Source organism: Halomonas sp. THAF12 (assembly GCF_009363675.1).
Classification (GTDB): domain Bacteria; phylum Pseudomonadota; class Gammaproteobacteria; order Pseudomonadales; family Halomonadaceae; genus Halomonas; species Halomonas smyrnensis.
This window is the reverse complement of sequence record NZ_CP045399.1, coordinates 3,784,257-3,799,380: the sequence shown is the minus strand read 5'-3', so window position 1 is coordinate 3,799,380 and position 15,124 is coordinate 3,784,257. Positions and strand designations below refer to the sequence as shown.

Annotated in this window: 15 protein-coding genes; 7 read left to right on the top strand and 8 right to left on the bottom strand. The window is 63.1% G+C overall.

Features of this window, described 5'->3' with window-relative positions; all coding sequences use genetic code 11:
- Nucleotides 1–515 precede the first annotated feature (515 nt).
- The 4 genes from rpmH to mnmE all read left to right on the top strand — a co-directional run bounded on the left by rpmH (nt 516) and on the right by mnmE (nt 4,428).
- On the top strand, nt 516–650 hold the full coding sequence (rpmH, locus tag FIU88_RS17720; protein ID WP_008959105.1) for a 50S ribosomal protein L34: 135 nt from the start codon (nt 516–518) through the stop codon (nt 648–650).
- A 13-nt stretch (nt 651–663) separates the two neighbouring features.
- Nucleotides 664–1,059 carry a ribonuclease P protein component gene (gene rnpA, locus FIU88_RS17715; RefSeq protein ID WP_016854183.1) on the top strand — a complete coding sequence of 132 codons (396 nt, stop codon included), beginning with the start codon at nt 664–666 and terminating at the stop codon, nt 1,057–1,059.
- Between the two features lie 204 nt (nt 1,060–1,263).
- Entirely contained in the window at nt 1,264–2,946 is a 1,683-nt protein-coding gene (yidC, locus tag FIU88_RS17710; RefSeq protein WP_016854184.1) for a membrane protein insertase YidC, read from the top strand.
- A gap of 111 nt (nt 2,947–3,057) precedes the next feature.
- Complete coding sequence (mnmE, locus tag FIU88_RS17705; protein WP_152480069.1) at nt 3,058–4,428, top strand: tRNA uridine-5-carboxymethylaminomethyl(34) synthesis GTPase MnmE; 1,371 nt, start codon at nt 3,058–3,060, stop codon at nt 4,426–4,428.
- A gap of 29 nt (nt 4,429–4,457) precedes the next feature.
- Here the strand turns inward: mnmE and FIU88_RS17700 are convergent, their stop codons facing one another.
- The 4 genes from FIU88_RS17700 to rdgB form a co-directional block, all read right to left on the bottom strand.
- Nucleotides 4,458–5,303 carry a 23S rRNA (adenine(2030)-N(6))-methyltransferase RlmJ gene (locus tag FIU88_RS17700; RefSeq protein ID WP_152480068.1) on the bottom strand — a complete coding sequence of 282 codons (846 nt, stop codon included), beginning with the start codon at nt 5,301–5,303 and terminating at the stop codon, nt 4,458–4,460.
- Nucleotides 5,304–5,379: 76 nt separating this feature from the next.
- Nucleotides 5,380–6,051 (bottom strand): OmpA family protein, encoded by a 672-nt coding sequence (locus FIU88_RS17695; RefSeq protein ID WP_152480067.1) that lies wholly within the window; start codon nt 6,049–6,051, stop codon nt 5,380–5,382.
- A 77-nt stretch (nt 6,052–6,128) separates the two neighbouring features.
- Nucleotides 6,129–7,295 (bottom strand): radical SAM family heme chaperone HemW, encoded by a 1,167-nt coding sequence (gene hemW / locus FIU88_RS17690; RefSeq protein ID WP_152480066.1) that lies wholly within the window; start codon nt 7,293–7,295, stop codon nt 6,129–6,131.
- On the bottom strand, nt 7,292–7,900 hold the full coding sequence (rdgB, locus tag FIU88_RS17685) for an RdgB/HAM1 family non-canonical purine NTP pyrophosphatase (RefSeq protein WP_152480065.1): 609 nt from the start codon (nt 7,898–7,900) through the stop codon (nt 7,292–7,294). The genes hemW and rdgB overlap by 4 nt, the downstream gene beginning before the upstream one ends.
- A gap of 387 nt (nt 7,901–8,287) precedes the next feature.
- Between rdgB and FIU88_RS17680 the strand changes: the two genes are divergently transcribed.
- The 3 genes from FIU88_RS17680 (at nt 8,288) to FIU88_RS17670 (ending at nt 11,822) form a co-directional block, all read left to right on the top strand.
- On the top strand, nt 8,288–8,968 hold the full coding sequence (locus FIU88_RS17680; protein WP_016854190.1) for a LuxR C-terminal-related transcriptional regulator: 681 nt from the start codon (nt 8,288–8,290) through the stop codon (nt 8,966–8,968).
- Nucleotides 8,969–9,093: 125 nt separating this feature from the next.
- Entirely contained in the window at nt 9,094–10,524 is a 1,431-nt protein-coding gene (locus FIU88_RS17675) for a sigma-54 dependent transcriptional regulator (RefSeq protein ID WP_152480064.1), read from the top strand.
- Between the two features lie 221 nt (nt 10,525–10,745).
- A complete protein-coding gene (locus FIU88_RS17670) occupies nt 10,746–11,822 on the top strand; it encodes a transporter (RefSeq protein WP_152480063.1) in 1,077 nt (358 codons plus the stop codon).
- Between the two features lie 67 nt (nt 11,823–11,889).
- Here FIU88_RS17670 and FIU88_RS17665 read toward each other — a convergent pair whose 3' ends face one another.
- From FIU88_RS17665 to FIU88_RS17650, 4 genes are all read right to left on the bottom strand, one after another.
- Nucleotides 11,890–12,552: a hypothetical protein gene (locus tag FIU88_RS17665; RefSeq protein ID WP_152480062.1), complete on the bottom strand. Its 663-nt coding sequence runs from the start codon at nt 12,550–12,552 to the stop codon at nt 11,890–11,892.
- A 23-nt stretch (nt 12,553–12,575) separates the two neighbouring features.
- On the bottom strand, nt 12,576–13,289 hold the full coding sequence (locus tag FIU88_RS17660) for a C39 family peptidase (RefSeq protein WP_253742631.1): 714 nt from the start codon (nt 13,287–13,289) through the stop codon (nt 12,576–12,578).
- 50 nt (nt 13,290–13,339) lie between these two features.
- Nucleotides 13,340–13,726 carry a hypothetical protein gene (locus tag FIU88_RS17655; protein ID WP_152480060.1) on the bottom strand — a complete coding sequence of 129 codons (387 nt, stop codon included), beginning with the start codon at nt 13,724–13,726 and terminating at the stop codon, nt 13,340–13,342.
- A 102-nt stretch (nt 13,727–13,828) separates the two neighbouring features.
- The gene (locus FIU88_RS17650) at nt 13,829–14,968 is read right to left on the bottom strand and encodes a hypothetical protein (protein WP_152480059.1); all 1,140 of its coding nucleotides are present in this window, start codon (nt 14,966–14,968) and stop codon (nt 13,829–13,831) included.
- Nucleotides 14,969–15,124 lie beyond the last annotated feature (156 nt).

The window sequence follows — 15,124 nt, the reverse complement described above, 5'->3', positions numbered from 1 at the left end:
GCGACCTCACCATTCGGTTGAAGAACGACCGGACATTGTATCGCGCCACCGCCGGGTTATCCACATGGATGACCGCTGCGGACAACGCTGTGGAAAACCTGCCCGGGGAAACGGGAGGAAGCTGGGCGGAATCTGGGCACCATCCAGGTCCTGTGGATGAGTGGCACATCCATGCACCGCTCGTCCACCGCCTGTCTCGACCTTCCCAAGAGGCTATCCACACGATTGTGATAACGACAAGAATCTGATATGGAAAAGGTTGTCCAGGTTATCCACAGAAACCTTCCCCATCTATAATCACAGGGTGTAATAGAAAACCAATACTAGTAATGGTAGTGGATTCGCCATCGACGGGGAGAGAACGCCCCGGCGAAAAGTCGCAAGGAAAAATTGCGCCCGAGGCCCGATATCACTACAATTTCCGGTCCTGAGCCGAATCTACCCGGATTCCCCACCGGAACCCGGGCGCCTCTATTCGCCGATTTGTTCCAAAAACCACGTGGGAATAACGAGTTATGAAACGCACATTTCAACCCAGCGTTCTCAAGCGCAAGCGCGCGCATGGCTTCCGTGCTCGCATGGCCACCAAAAACGGTCGTGCCGTCCTGGCGCGTCGTCGCGCCAAGGGCCGCAAGCGCCTGAGCGCCTGATCGCGGACCTCCCGTGTCCAGTCAGGGCTTTCCCCGGCAGCTGCGCCTGCTGACTGCCGGGGACTACCGACGCGTCTTCGACAGCGCTGCCTTCAAGGTCCATGGCAAGGGATTGATGGCCCTGGCCTCCCCCAATGATCTGGGGCATCCCCGCCTCGGACTGATCTTCAGCAAGAAGAACGTGCGTCGGGCCGTCGACCGCAACCGCCTCAAGCGCATCGCGCGCGACTCCATTCGTCTTCGCCAACACCGACTTCCCCCTGTGGATATCGTGCTGCTCGCCCGACGCGGCGTTCAGGATCTGGACAACGCCACCGTCCACCGCCAGCTGCACGGCATGTGGAAGCGTCTGGAACGCGAAGCGAACAAGGCGACCGCCGGCGACGCATCTGCGGCAGAGCGTCGATGACGCTCCCTGCCCGTCGCCGTTGGCACCGCCCGGAGCCTGCATTCGCGTGATCACGCCAGACGCCATCCCGCTTGACCTCGTCGCGTTCCCAAGGGACGCTCTGCGAGCCAACGCTAGCCTGCCCCCGGCAGGCTTTCGCGTATGTCGGGCCGGCGAGCGGCATCGCGCCACCGGATTGTTCACCACCCATCGAGCAGACCCCTCATGGATGTAAAACGACTACTACTGCTGATTCCCCTGGCGGTCCTCGCCTACCTGATCGTCGTGCAGTGGAATCAGGATTACGGTCAGGTGGCCACCGCCCCCCAGGCCCCGACCATCTCCAACGAGAGCCAGACGTCCTCCTCCGGGGACAGCGGCGGTGACGACCTCTCGGTGCCGACCCAGAACCGCTCGGCGGACGACATGGCCAGCGAGATGCCCGGCCAGGCATCCGGCAACAGCCGCGACCTGGTGGCCGTCTCCACCGACGTGCTGGACGTGCGTATCGACCCGCAGGGCGGCGACATCGTCTACGCCGCCCTCCCCCAGCACCAGTACGCGCTCGACTCCGGTCAGCCCTTCGTGCTGCTCTCCAACGACCGGACGCGCAGCTACGTGGCACGCTCCGGCCTGCAGCTGGAAGGCCACCAGGGCCGCCTGACCTTCTCTCCCGAGCAGACCGAGTACCGGCTCGCCGAGGGCGAGGACGCGCTGCAGGTGGACCTCTCGGCCAGCGTCGACGGCGTGGACGTCATCAAGCGCTTCACCTTCGACCGCGACAGCTATGCGGTGAAGGTCGACTACCTGCTGGACAACCAGGGCGAGACCCCGGTGACCGCCCGCTTCATCGGCCAGTTGGTGCGCGATGACAGCGCCGATCCGTCGAGCGGTCCGAAGATGGGCATGCGCTCCTACCTGGGCGCCGCCTACTCCACGCCGGAGGACAACTACCTCAAGGTCGACTTCGAGGAGATCCAGGAAGGCAACTTCGACAATCGCGACGTCGAGGGCGGCTGGGTCGCCATGATCCAGCACTACTTCACGTCCGCCTGGGCGCCGCCCCAGGACCAGCAGAACCTGTACTACGCCACCACCGACTCCCAGGGCCGCAACGTGGCCGCCTTCGCCGGCGCCAACCAGAGCGTCGCCGCGGGCGGCACCGCCGCCCTGGGCGCCACGCTCTACGTGGGCCCGAAGGTCCAGGAGCGCCTCGAGGCCGTGGCGCCGCACCTGGAACTGACCGTCGACTTCGGCTGGCTGTGGTTCATCGCCAACCCGCTGTTCTGGCTGCTGGATCATATCCAGGACGTGATCGGCAACTGGGGCTGGTCGATCGTCATCCTGACCCTGCTGGTCAAGGCCGCGCTGCTGCCGCTCTCCGCCAAGGCTTACAAGTCCATGGCGCGGATGCGCAAGCTCGGCCCGGAGATGCAGCGTCTCAAGGAACAGTACGGCGACGACCGCCAGAAGATGTCCCAGGAGATGATGAAGTTCTACCAGAAGGAGAAGATCAATCCTCTGGGTGGCTGTCTGCCGATCCTGGTGCAGATGCCGGTCTTCATCGCCCTCTACTGGATGCTGCTCGAGTCCGTGGAGCTGCGCCACGCGCCCTTCATGTTCTGGATTCAGGACCTGTCGGTGAAGGATCCGTTCTTCGTGCTGCCGATCCTGATGGGCGCCTCGATGTTCGTGCAGCAGCTGCTCAACCCGACGCCGCCGGACCCGACCCAGGCGAAGATCATGAAGCTGCTGCCGGTGGTCTTCACCTTCTTCTTCCTGTGGTTCCCGGCCGGCCTGGTGATCTACTGGGTGGTGAACAACATCACCTCGATCGCCCAGCAGTACTTCATCACGCGCAAGATCGAGGCCGATCCCAGCGTCGGCAAGGGCATGAAGACCAAGTAACGGCTCGCCGTCACAGGTCTTCCCCCCCGCTCCAGACCCCCGCCTCGGCGGGGGTCTGGCGTTTGCGGGGCCGGAACCGGACAATAGCCACGTCTCACCGAGGAGCCACCGATGGCCGAAAGCCTCTATTCCCAGGACACCATCGCCGCCCTGGCCACGCCCCCGGGGCGTGGCGGCGTCGGCATCATTCGCGTCTCAGGGCCCGCCTGCCGGACGATCGCCGGCAGCCTGCTGGGCCACTGCCCTGCCCCGCGCTTCGCCCTCTACGGGCCGTTCAGGGGCGAGCAGGGCATGATCGACGAGGGCATCGCGCTGTTCTTCGAGGGCCCGAACTCCTTCACCGGCGAGGACGTGCTGGAGCTCCAGGGCCACGGCGGCCCGGTGCTCATGGACCTGCTGCTGGAGCGCTGCGTGCGGCTCGGCGCCCGCCTGGCTCGCCCCGGCGAGTTCTCCGAGCGCGCCTTCCTCAACGACAAGCTCGATCTGGCCCAGGCCGAGGCCATCGCCGACCTGATCGAGGCCAGCTCCCGGGGCGCCGCCGAGAACGCCCTGCGCTCGCTGCAGGGCGAGTTCTCGCGACGGGTCGAGGGACTGGTGCAGCGCCTGATCGAGCTGCGCATGTACGTCGAGGCGGCCATCGACTTCCCCGAGGAGGAGATCGACTTCCTGGCCGACGGCCACGTGGCGGCCAAGCTGGCCGAGGTCCGCGGCGAGCTTTCCGAGGTGCGGGCGGCGGCGGCCCAGGGCGCGCTGATGCGCGAGGGCATGAGCGTGGTGATCGCCGGGCGCCCCAACGCCGGCAAGTCCAGCCTGCTCAACGCCCTCACCGAGCAGGAGACCGCCATCGTCACCGACATCGAGGGCACCACCCGGGACGTGCTGCGCGAGCACATCCATCTGGACGGCATGCCGCTGCACGTGATCGATACCGCCGGCCTGCGCGACACCCCGGACGCGGTGGAGCAGATCGGCGTGGCCCGGGCCTGGAGCGAGATCGAGAAGGCCGACCGGGTGCTGCTGATGGTCGATGCCGCCACCACGGATGCCCTCGACCCCATGGCGATCTGGCCGGAATTCGTCGAGCGCCTGGCCGATCCATCGCGGCTGACCCTGGTGCGCAACAAGGTCGACACCAGCCAGGAAACGCCGGGGCTCGACTTGTCCACAGCCACCCCGGTGGTGCGGCTGTCGGCGAAGACCGGCGAGGGTGTGGATAACCTCAAGGAGCATCTCAAGGCGGTGATGGGGTTCTCGGCCACCACCGAGGGCCGCTTCTCGGCCCGGCGCCGCCATCTGGACGCCCTGGATCGCGCCGAGCAGGCGCTCGGCAACGGCGAGGCCCAGCTGGCCGGCTACGGCGCCGGCGAGCTGCTCGCCGAGGACCTGCGCGACGCCCAGCAGGCGCTGGGCGAGATCACCGGCGAGTTCAGCGCCGACGACCTCCTGGGCGAGATCTTCGGCAGTTTCTGTATCGGCAAATAGCCGCGAGCAAGGCTCCCTTGGGCCCTTGTCTACTCGCCCACCCACCAGTCGCCACGATGGCGGGCGGTGGGCCCCCACAGCGGCAGCAGCGCCGCCATGGCCTCGTTGATCCGCTCGTCGAGGCCCCAGGGCGGATTCACCACCAACATGCCGCTGCCGTACATGCCATGGCCCTCACCGGGGTCGCCCAGCGTCAGTTCGCTGCGCCAGATCTTGCGCAACCCGCCGTCACGTAGGCCCTCCAGCAGCGCCTGATGACGCCCGGCGGGCAGCATCGGATACCAGATCATGACCACCCCGTGGCGCGCCTTGCGCATGGCCGACAGCACGGTGTCGGCCACCTCGCTGTATTCCGCCTTGCGCTCGTAGCTGGGATCGACCAGCACGCAAAGACGCGGCGTCTTCACCGGCAGCGCCTTCAGCAGCCCGGCCAGGCCATCGCCCTGGATGCGCTTCACCGCCTGGGGCAAGGCCTGATCGGCCAGGTGGCCATGCTCGCCCGGGTGCAGCTCGAACAGCCGTAGCCGATCCTGCTCGCGCAGGCGATGCGACAGCCACCAGGGCGAACCGGGATAGTGGTCGAGCCCGCCGCCCTGCTGGACCTCAGCGATCGCCGTCAGCCAGTCGCCCAGCAGCGGCGAGGCCTCCGACAGCCTCGCCCTCTTCGCCCACAGCCTGGCCACGCCCTCCTGGTATTCCTGCAGCCGCGCCGTCTCGGCCGCGGCCAGCGGATAGAGGCCTCGACCGGCGTGAGTGTCGATATACGTAATGGATGATTTTTTACGTAACAAGTGGTCGACGACGGCGTAAAGCGTCAGATGCTTGTGAACGTCGGCGAAGTTGCCCGCATGATAGGCGTGCTGATAGGAAAGCATGGCGGTGGTCGCGTCATCGGAAAGAAAAAGGGCCCGCCCCCTGACGGGGACGGGCCCGGCGAGCGTGGGAACCCGATCAGCCCTGGGAGGTGGGCGTCAGGGTGATCTCCACGCGACGGTTCTGGGCACGGCCGGCTTCGGTCTCGTTGCTGGCCACCGGCTGATTCTCGCCGTAGCCGTTCATGTAGAGACGGTTGGAAGCCACACCGCTCTGCGAGAGATAGTTGCCGACCGCCTGGGCACGACGCTCTGAGAGCTGCTGGTTGTAGCCGGCGTCGCCGGTGCTGTCGGTGTGACCGGCGATGTTGACGCGTGTCTCGGGATACTGGGTCAGTACCGAGGAGACGTCATTCAGGGCGTTGCGCGCCTGCATGGTCAGATCGCTGGAATCGAAGCCGAAGGTCACGCTGCTGGGCATGTTGAGAATGATGTCGTTGCCCTGACGTTCGACCCCGATGCCGGTGCCTTCCATGCTCTGGCGCAGTTCCTCTTCCTGCTTGTCCATGTAGGCGCCGATGCCGCCACCGGCGGCGGCCCCCACGGCGGCGCCGATCAGCGCGCGGTCACGACGACTGGTGCTGCCGTCGCCGCTGAGCGCGCCTGCGGCGGCGCCGACCAGCGCACCGATGGTGGCGCCGGTGCCGGTCTGGCTGCGCTGGGTCTCACCGGTGTTCGGGTTGGTCGTGGTGCAGCCCACCAGCAGGGCGGCGGCCGCGAGCGGCGCGATCATGCGAACGGTCTTGGTCATAGCGTCGTCGACTCCATGTTGACGAATGGCATTCCGGCCGGCCCCTCTCTTACCCGGCGACTCCCCCGGGGCTTCACTCAGGCGTCGATCAGGGCCAGCAGCTCGTTCAAGAATAATAGACCCTGGGGGGAGGCTTGAAGCCTTTCGCCATCTTCCACCAGAAGTCCTTTTTTCCTCGCCGCTTCGAGACTTGCCTGCAGCCGGCCGAGCGGTCGGCCGGTGTGGGCCGACCAGGTCGACAGCGGCACGCCCTCGACGAGACGCAGCGCATTCATGGCGAACTCGAGCGGCAGCTCCTCGGGCGAGATCGGCTCGCGGCCGGCCACGAAGCCGCGCGGGTCATCATGCCGGCGCAGGTAGGCCTCGGGCTGGCGGGTCTTCCAGCGGCGCTCGACATGAAAGCCGTGATCATCGTGAGCGCTGAGCTTGCCATGGGCGCCGGCCCCGATGCCCAGATAGTCACCGAATCGCCAGTAGTTGAGATTGTGGCGCGCGGCGCGGCCTGGCCGGGCATAGGCGGAAATCTCGTAGCGCGCGAAGCCGGCGGCCTCCAGCCGCTCGTGGCCGAGCTCCTGGATGTCCCAGAGGGCCTCCTCCTCGGGCAGCACGGGCGGGCGCGAGTGAAACTCGGTGTTGGGCTCGAGGGTGAGCTGGTACCAGGACAGATGCTCGGGGGAGAGTGCCAGGGCCTGGTCGAGATCGTCGAGGGCCAGCGCCGGCGTCTGGCCCGGCAGGCCATGCATCAGATCCAGGTTGAGGTTATCGAACCCGGCCTGGCGGGCCTCGGCCACGGCCAGCCGGGCCTCGTCACCGCTGTGGATGCGGCCCAGCTCGGACAGCTGGGCATCCTGAAAGCTCTGCACGCCGATCGACAGCCGGTTGATGCCCGCGGCGCGATAGCCGGCGAAGCGCCCTCGCTCCACGGTGCCGGGATTGGCCTCCAGGGTGATCTCGATGTCATCGGCGAACGGCAGCCGTGCCGAGATGGCGCCGAGCAGGCGGCCATAGAAGTCGGCCGACATCAGGCTCGGCGTGCCGCCGCCGATGAAGATGCTGACCAGCTCCCGCCCCGCGGCCAGCGGCAGATCGGCGTCCAGATCGGCGATCAGCGCCGCCAGATAGGCCTCCTCGGGCAGGCTGGCCCCGGACCCGACCCCGTGGGAATTGAAGTCGCAGTAGGGGCACTTGCGCACGCACCAGGGCACGTGGATATAGAGCGCCAGGGGCGGCAGTGAATGGCTCATGAGGCGAAGGACTCGCCGCCGAGCTGCGCGACCAGGGCTTTCAGGGCGCGACCGCGATGGCTCAGCCGATTCTTCTCGTCGGCCGGGAGCTCGGCGGCCGTCCTGCCGAATTCCGGCACCCAGAACAGCGGGTCATAGCCGAAGCCACCTTCGCCGCGAGCCTCGGTGAGGATCTCGCCGTCCCAGCTTTGCTGCACGATCAGCGGCACCGGGTCCTCCGCGTGACGCAGCATCACCAGCACGCACCAGTAGCGGGCCGTCCGTCGTGCCGCCGGCACATCCGCCAGGGACTCGAGCAGGTAAGCGTTGTTACGACCATCGTCCTTGGGCTCTCCGGAGAAGCGCGCGGAATATATGCCGGGGCGCCCCTGAAGCGCATCCACGGCCAGCCCCGAGTCATCCGCCATGGCCGGCAAGCCGCTGACGCGGCTCGCCTCGCGCGCCTTGAGCAGGGCGTTCTCGACGAAGGTCAGCCCGGTCTCCTCGACCTCCGTCACGTCGAAGTCCGACTGCGGGCGAACGTCCATGCCCATGGGAGCGAGCAGCTGGTTGAATTCGCGCAGCTTGCCGGCGTTGCCGCTGGCCAGCACAACAGTTGTCGTCATCTCGTCATCCGGTTGTTCATGATCATTGCGGCGGCATTCTAAGCGCCTCATGAAGTGAATGAAACACGCTGCGCTAGCGACGAATCTACCGCGCCCAAACATGAGAAAAAAACACAGCCAAACCAGAAATCGATCAGTCTTTCGACTGATTTTATTCATCAATAGCGAGAGAAGAAATAACAACAGAATAATCTAATTCTCTAACTACTTGATAAATAATGAGGATTTTAAAAGGTCAAAAGGAAATATATAGAGTATTTTTTTATACCTTTTTGTTAGTTACATTTTCTTACAATCAGGACGAGACTTGATAAGGCCTTACTCTCATCCTATTACTCGTAAGGAATAAGGGGTCGAGTATGTCAGACATTCTTTCGAGGTCCGGTTATGGAAAGCAATGATCGCCTTATACAGCTGGTGACCGCGAACACGCCCCAGTCTCAGCTGTTCGCTGACTACCTGCGCCAGCAGCTCGACTGCCAGGTCGCCATCGTGCCGCCATCCAGCATACGGAAACCCAAGGTGGCCAATGCCGATGAGGAAACCCTCATCCTGCTCGATGCCGACCATATGGACGATGCCGCGATGCAGGCCTGGCAATCTCATGTCGCGGAACGGCCTGAGACCTCCCTGGCGAGCTTCAACCTCAGGGACGAGGATCATGCCGTCGAGATATTGTCCTGTATGCATGTCAGGGGGATTTTCTACCGTGACGACAGCCTGCCACTCATCTGTAAAGGGCTTCGAACCCTCCAGGAAGGGCAGCTATGGATGTCACGCTCCCTGATGGGACGAATGCTGGAATTCTATCGGCGCCACCAGATCAACGCCTATCGACCGGCCTGTGGACTGACCCAGAGAGAGCTCGAGATCATCGGCCTGCTGGGCACCGGTGCTTCCAATATGGAAATCGCCGACCGGCTCTTTGTCAGCGAGCATACGGTCAAGTCACATCTCTATAATATCTTCAAGAAAATCGATGTCCATAACCGGCTACAGGCGGTCAATTGGGCACGGCATAACCTCGGCGCCCCACCTCCTATCCCTCAGAAATCTCATCACAGCTAGGTCGCCGAGACTAGAAAATTCATGAGCATTTTTCTCGAACCGAATGCTAGATTTCACGCCGGTAGAATGGTGCTTCGCCTCATTTTTTCGCAAACGATCGTTCTATAAAATATCAGGGATGTGCGATGAATCCTAACAAGAAGCTACTCTTCATTAGCCAGCCCATTGAAGATGGCGAAAGACTCATCGGGGAACTCGAAGCATATGGCTGGGATGTCACGCACATTCAAGAACTGGACAGCATCCCCTTCACAGAAACCTACGCGGATTATGGCGTCGGCGTCGTGTTCCTGACACAAGGCGATCTCGATAATATCAAGAGTTTCGAGAATGCGGCCAACAGGCTCGACACCAGGCTGATAGCCATCTGCCGCCAGGATGTCTTCGATAACCTTCGTCACCATCAGGGTATCGGTCGCCTGTTCTTCGGTTATCATATTATTCCGGTCGAAACGGAGAGGCTACATCACGCACTCGAAAATCTCCTGTCGGTCATCAACCTGGATAAAGACATCCTTGAGGAGGGTAGCCACAGGGGAAGGCATGAATGCCAGATGGTCGGTGAAAGCCCTGTCATAAAGACACTATTCAAGACCATTCAAAAGGTGGGTGCCGTCGATGCCCCCGTTCTGATTCAGGGAGAGTCCGGTACGGGCAAGGAGTTGGCGGCCAAGGCCATTCACCGTTCCTCCGCTCGTGCGGAGTCTCCCTTCAATGCCATCAACTGCGGCGCCTTGCCGAGCAACCTGATCCAGTCGGAACTTTTCGGCCACGAGAAGGGATCCTTTACCGGTGCTTCACAGAGAAAGATCGGCATCATCGAGAACACGGATGGTGGAACACTCTTCCTGGATGAAATCGGCGATCTCCCCTTGGACATGCAGGTCAACCTGCTTCGCTTCCTGGAAAACCATACGATCCAGAGGGTAGGGGGGCTCAAGGAAATCGAGGTCGATGTTCGCGTTCTGGCTGCGACGCACGTGGATCTGGAAAAGGCGGTAAAGGAAGGGAAGTTCAGAGAGGATCTTTATCACCGCCTTAATGTTCTTCAGATTCGAGTTCCCCCCCTGCGTGAAAGAGGGGATGACATCGCGACGCTGGCCCATTACTTCTTCAACAAGTTCTCCAGCGAAAAGTCTTCCATTGTGAACGGCTTCAGCAAGGACAGCCTGTCCGTCATGCAGCTTTATGAGTGGCCGGGCAACATCCGAGAACTGATCAATCGCGTGAGAAGGGCGATGGTCATGAGCGAGCACCCACTGATTCGCCCCGGGGATCTTGGCCTGGAGCGTCGAGTGCTGAACTCTCGTCACGCGGCGAGTCTCGAGGAGGCGAGAGACCTGGCAGAACGGGGGGTCGTCCTGGCCTCTCTCACACGCCATTCCTTCAATATCCTACATGCCGCACGCGATCTGGGCATTTCCCGGGTCACTCTCTATCGCCTGATGGAAAAACACCAGATACACCGTGAAGATCAAGGGGGTGATGATTCGAGTCATGGGGAATCGGCGAGTTCGAAAAAACCTAACATACTGAATTTCAAGAGAGTGAAGTGATATTACACCTCGCCTGAACAAGCCGTTGGCGAACCCTTCGGCAGGCCGGGCCGCTGCAGGCAGTCACACAGCGTTAGCCGATAGCACCACGCTTACACTCAACAGAATGACATGTTGATCTATGCTCTCCATGAGCAGCACAAGAAAAGGCCCGATGACTTGAAAGCCGTTAGGCTCTTACAGCGCAAGGCCTTGAACCAAGGGATAAAAGGGATAACGTCATGAAACTGATCCAAAGAGGTTTCACGCTAGCCTGCGGCCTGGCACCGCTCGCCATGGCCGGACATGCCTGGGCTCAGACGGACAGTAACGGTGCCATCGACCCCGTGGGGCAGCGTCCGCCCCCGGTGGAAGAAGCGCCAGAGATTCAGGCCATCCCGGACATCGGTGGGGTTCTGACCCCCAAGGGGCGCCTCGTCATCGAGCCCGAGTTCCAGTACTCCCACGCCAGCGTCAATCGGTTGACCTTCCGCGGCGTCGAGATACTCAGCACGCTGCAGGTCGGCGTGCTGGCCGCCGAGGATGTCGATCGCGATACCTTCACCACCTCCGTCACCGGCCGACTCGGGGTGACCGACCGGCTCGAACTGGAACTGCGCGTGCCTTACCTGCACCGGGACGATACGGCCAGCTTCAGCGTCAATGAGGCCAACGAACCCTTCGATCTCGATAGAAGCCAATCGGGGGATGGGCTGGGTGATATCGAGCTGGCCGCCCACTACCAGATGAACAGCGGCCAGGGGGGCGGCCCCTTCTTCGTGGGTAACCTGCGCTACAAGTCGACCACCGGGACGGGGCCCTTCGACGTCGACCGCGACAGCAATGGCATCGAGCGCGAACTGGCCACCGGTTCGGGCTTCCACTCGATAGAGCCCAGCCTGACCGTGCTGCTCCCCTCCGCGCCGGCGGTCTACTTCGCCAACCTGGGCTACCTGTTCAACCTCGAGGACGATGTCAACGAAACGATCGGCGAGGTCAGAGTCAAGGAGGTCGATCCGGGGGATGCCGTAAGGATGAGCCTCGGCATGTCGTACTCGATCAACCCACGCTCCTCCTTTACGCTGGGCTACAAGAACGACTTCATCCAGGAGACCGATACCACCTTCGTCAATACGGAAACCGGCAGTACCGTCACTCAGAGCGGCCGCTCGCTGAATGTGGGCTCCATGCTGCTCGGCTGGTCCTACCAGATGTCCGACGATTCGGTGTTCAACCTGGGGCTGGAATTCGGCGTGACCGAAGACGCCCCGGATACCACTCTCACCCTGCGGACTCCCTTCGGCCTGAATGTCTTCTGATCGACAATGACTCACGAGAAAGGCTGCCCGAAGAGGCAGCCTTTTTTTGTTTGTTTCGTGATATCGTTCAGCGAGGAAGCATGCCCTGCAGCGAGTTGAGAATCGCCCCTCTCTGGCGGGAAGAGCGCATCTCGCCGATATTCATGACCTGCACGCTGACGTCGATCTCGTTACTGATGCTTTGCCCGCTGGCCGTGGTCGACAGGCTGCTGACGATCGCATCGCGCGTGATGTTGTGCAGCGCTGCCGTCATCCCCCCCTGCCCATCGCTCATCAGGACACCGGAAAAGTCGGAAAGCCCGGTGAGGTCGATCTTGCCGCCGATACTCGCCGCATCGACGCCCCCCGGCCCACCCACCTGGGTGACGGACTCGGACCCCGATTGCTCCAGTGTGCTGGACAGCACCCTGGCACCGGCATTGTCGAAGGCCACCTGGGTGATGTAACGAACCCGTTCATTGATGGCCGTGGTCAGCTTGGCGCCGAAGTTGAGATCCATGCCCGCCAGTCGAAAGCCGCCACGAAGCTCTGCCATGCCTTCGTCAGGCAGCACTACCCCTCGGTAGTAGATATCGTGCGTTCCCGCCGACAGGATGCCCGAGGGTGATGTCGCGGCCGGGGATGCCGACGCCATCGCCAGGGAAACCGACGCGACCAGGAGGCCGATACTCCGCCGGCAGCTTCTCCACCGGCTCACCGCCATTGCGTGTCCTGCATGCTGCATGCTCATGGTTGATCACTCCTGCGAGATCATCACCTACCCAGCTCGTTGGCGCCTGGCAGTGTCAGCAGATACGATCCCACGCTGGTGCGTCGAACCCCCGACTCGATCGGCGAGGGGGGCCGTACGCGCCAGTCCCGTTCACTGTTGAAGTTCGCTCGTGCCACCTCGATTTCGTTGCGCACACCGAGCACCTTGTTGCTCCATAACGTCTCGAAGATATCCTTGGGCACCACGACCGTTCCGGCCGCCGGATCGCCCACCAGCACGTTGTCGGCATCCATTCCCTTGACGACGACGAAGTGCTTGTAGCCGCCGGTATTGACCAGCGTTATGGCCGGAACGCCGATGCGAATGAAGTCATCCAATGCGATATCGAAGCCGTCGGCGTTGAGCCCTCTGTCATCCAGGAAGCGCTTCATGTCCAGCATGGAGAAGCCGTAGGTCTCGATCTGCTCACGATCCCCGCGACGGATCATGGCCTCGAAGACCTCGCCCTCGCTGGTGGGGCGGTCATAGTGATAGGTCATCAGGGTGGCGACGGCCGCCGATCCACAGCTGTAGTCGTACTGCTGGCGCACGACACCCTCCCAGCTGAGTTCCGCCAGGCTCTTGGCTTCGACCTCGAAGTGGCCGAAAGGATTGGAGATTCTCACCGTTCCCGCCTCGGCAGGCGGAATGAACGATTCGGACGCCGGCAACATCATGACGGCGAACAGGGCAGCGCCTTTCAGCTGCTTACGCATGATCGAGCCCCCTGACACCGAACGGCGACTATGGCCGCTCGCGGTGTCGTTCATGGGTTAGCGATATAGACACTGATACCGATGGCGTTGTTGATCGCATTGGCATTCCCGGTCACGTTGTTGAAGATGCCGGTACCGCTGTAATGGCCCATCGAACCGCCCTCGAAGGTGATATTGCCTGTGACCATGTCGCCATTGATCACCTTGAAGCTCGATCCGACACTGATGGCCTGCATGTCCTGAATGCTCTGAACCGTTACCTGGTCGAGCTGCACGTTGACGTCTCGACCCCATGCCTGCTCCAGTACATCCGTCGAGACTTCCTGCATCGATCCGAAGCCATCGGCCATTCCGGCATCGTCGGCCTGCAGGCTCGATGCCATGCCGGCAGACAATATGATGGCACCCGCGGCGAGCCACTGCACTGAACCTTTCATCGCTCTGCCTCCACTGACTATAAACGGACAGTGAGGGAACTGGCGGCGCCTCGTCCGCCAGTTCCCGAATGGGCAAACGGGCCTCTCTCGAGGCCCGAGCCATCAGTTGCCGATGCTCACGCCGCTGTGGGCGGAGATGCTGGTACCAGACAGCTGCGAGTTGTAGAACCCGCTGGAGCTGTTCATGTTGGCGACGCCGCCGTAGACGCCACCGGCCGCCACGGAGATGCTGGAAGCGCCGGTGCGCAGGACGGCCGCGCCGCCGTTGCCACCATTGCCACCGGCTGCGCCATGGGCGCCTGCGGCATAGGCATCACCACCGACGCCTTTGCCGCCGCCACCGCCGCCGCCGTAGCCGCTGCCGCCATGACCGGCCACTGCCCCGGCCCAGCCACTGCCTTTGCCGTCACCACCGGTGCCGGAACCCGCACCGGTGCCGGTGCCAGTGCCATGGCCTGCGGTGGAGTTGGCCTGGGTGGGACCGGCCCCTGCCTTCTGATCGCCGGAATCGTCGGCGTTGCCCAGGCCGAGGCCGAGCAGCGCACCGATCCCGGTTCCGGCGGCACTGCCATCATTGTTGCCGGCTCCGGAGATGGCCCCGGCCCCGGAATCGCCACCTTCACCGGCACCCAGCCCGATGCCGGCGCCGGCCCCGGTGCCACCCAGGCCTGCGCCCAGGCTTCCCGCCCCGGCATCACCACCGTCGTCACCTTCACCCTCTCCACCAGCGCCACCGAGGCCGGCGCCGATGCTGACGGCTGCGTTGATGCCGCCATGCCCACCAGCACCACCTTGTGCCCCTGCGCCACCGATGACGACAATTCCAGTACCGACCACGGTGGAACTCATATTCTGTTCGGAGATCACGCTGACGGCGGTGTTATAGGACTCGCTCATCGCCCAGGCATCGCCACCGTCACCGGCCGGTCCGCCGTTACCACCGGAGCCATAGCCGAGCCCGGTAGCGCTCGCAGTCCCGCCTTTCCCCTTGCCTTCGCCATAGCCCAGGAGGGCGCCTACGCCGCTACCTGTGCCGTTGGCGCTGGAAGCACCACCAGCACCGGTACCGGTGCCGGCGCCACCAGCACTGGAGCCCCCGGCGCCGCCAACGGCCTGTGCATCGGAGTCGACCGCCTGGAAGGCAAAGTCTCCGTTATTGGTCGGATTGGCCTGAGCGGTGGAAATCGCCATGACCAGCGCCAGCAGGGAAGTTCCCGCGATTGCATATGCTTTGGTACTCATGATCACACTCCCGTTCGATTCGACAGAATCCCTTGCGTCTTGCCGGACGATCTTCGGATCGTTGCCGGCGTCGGTGTCACGTCCTGCTGAGCCGGTGGTCTCTCTTGAACCCTTGAAGATCCCACTCGCAGGCATGAAACCTAGAGCACGGGGCGT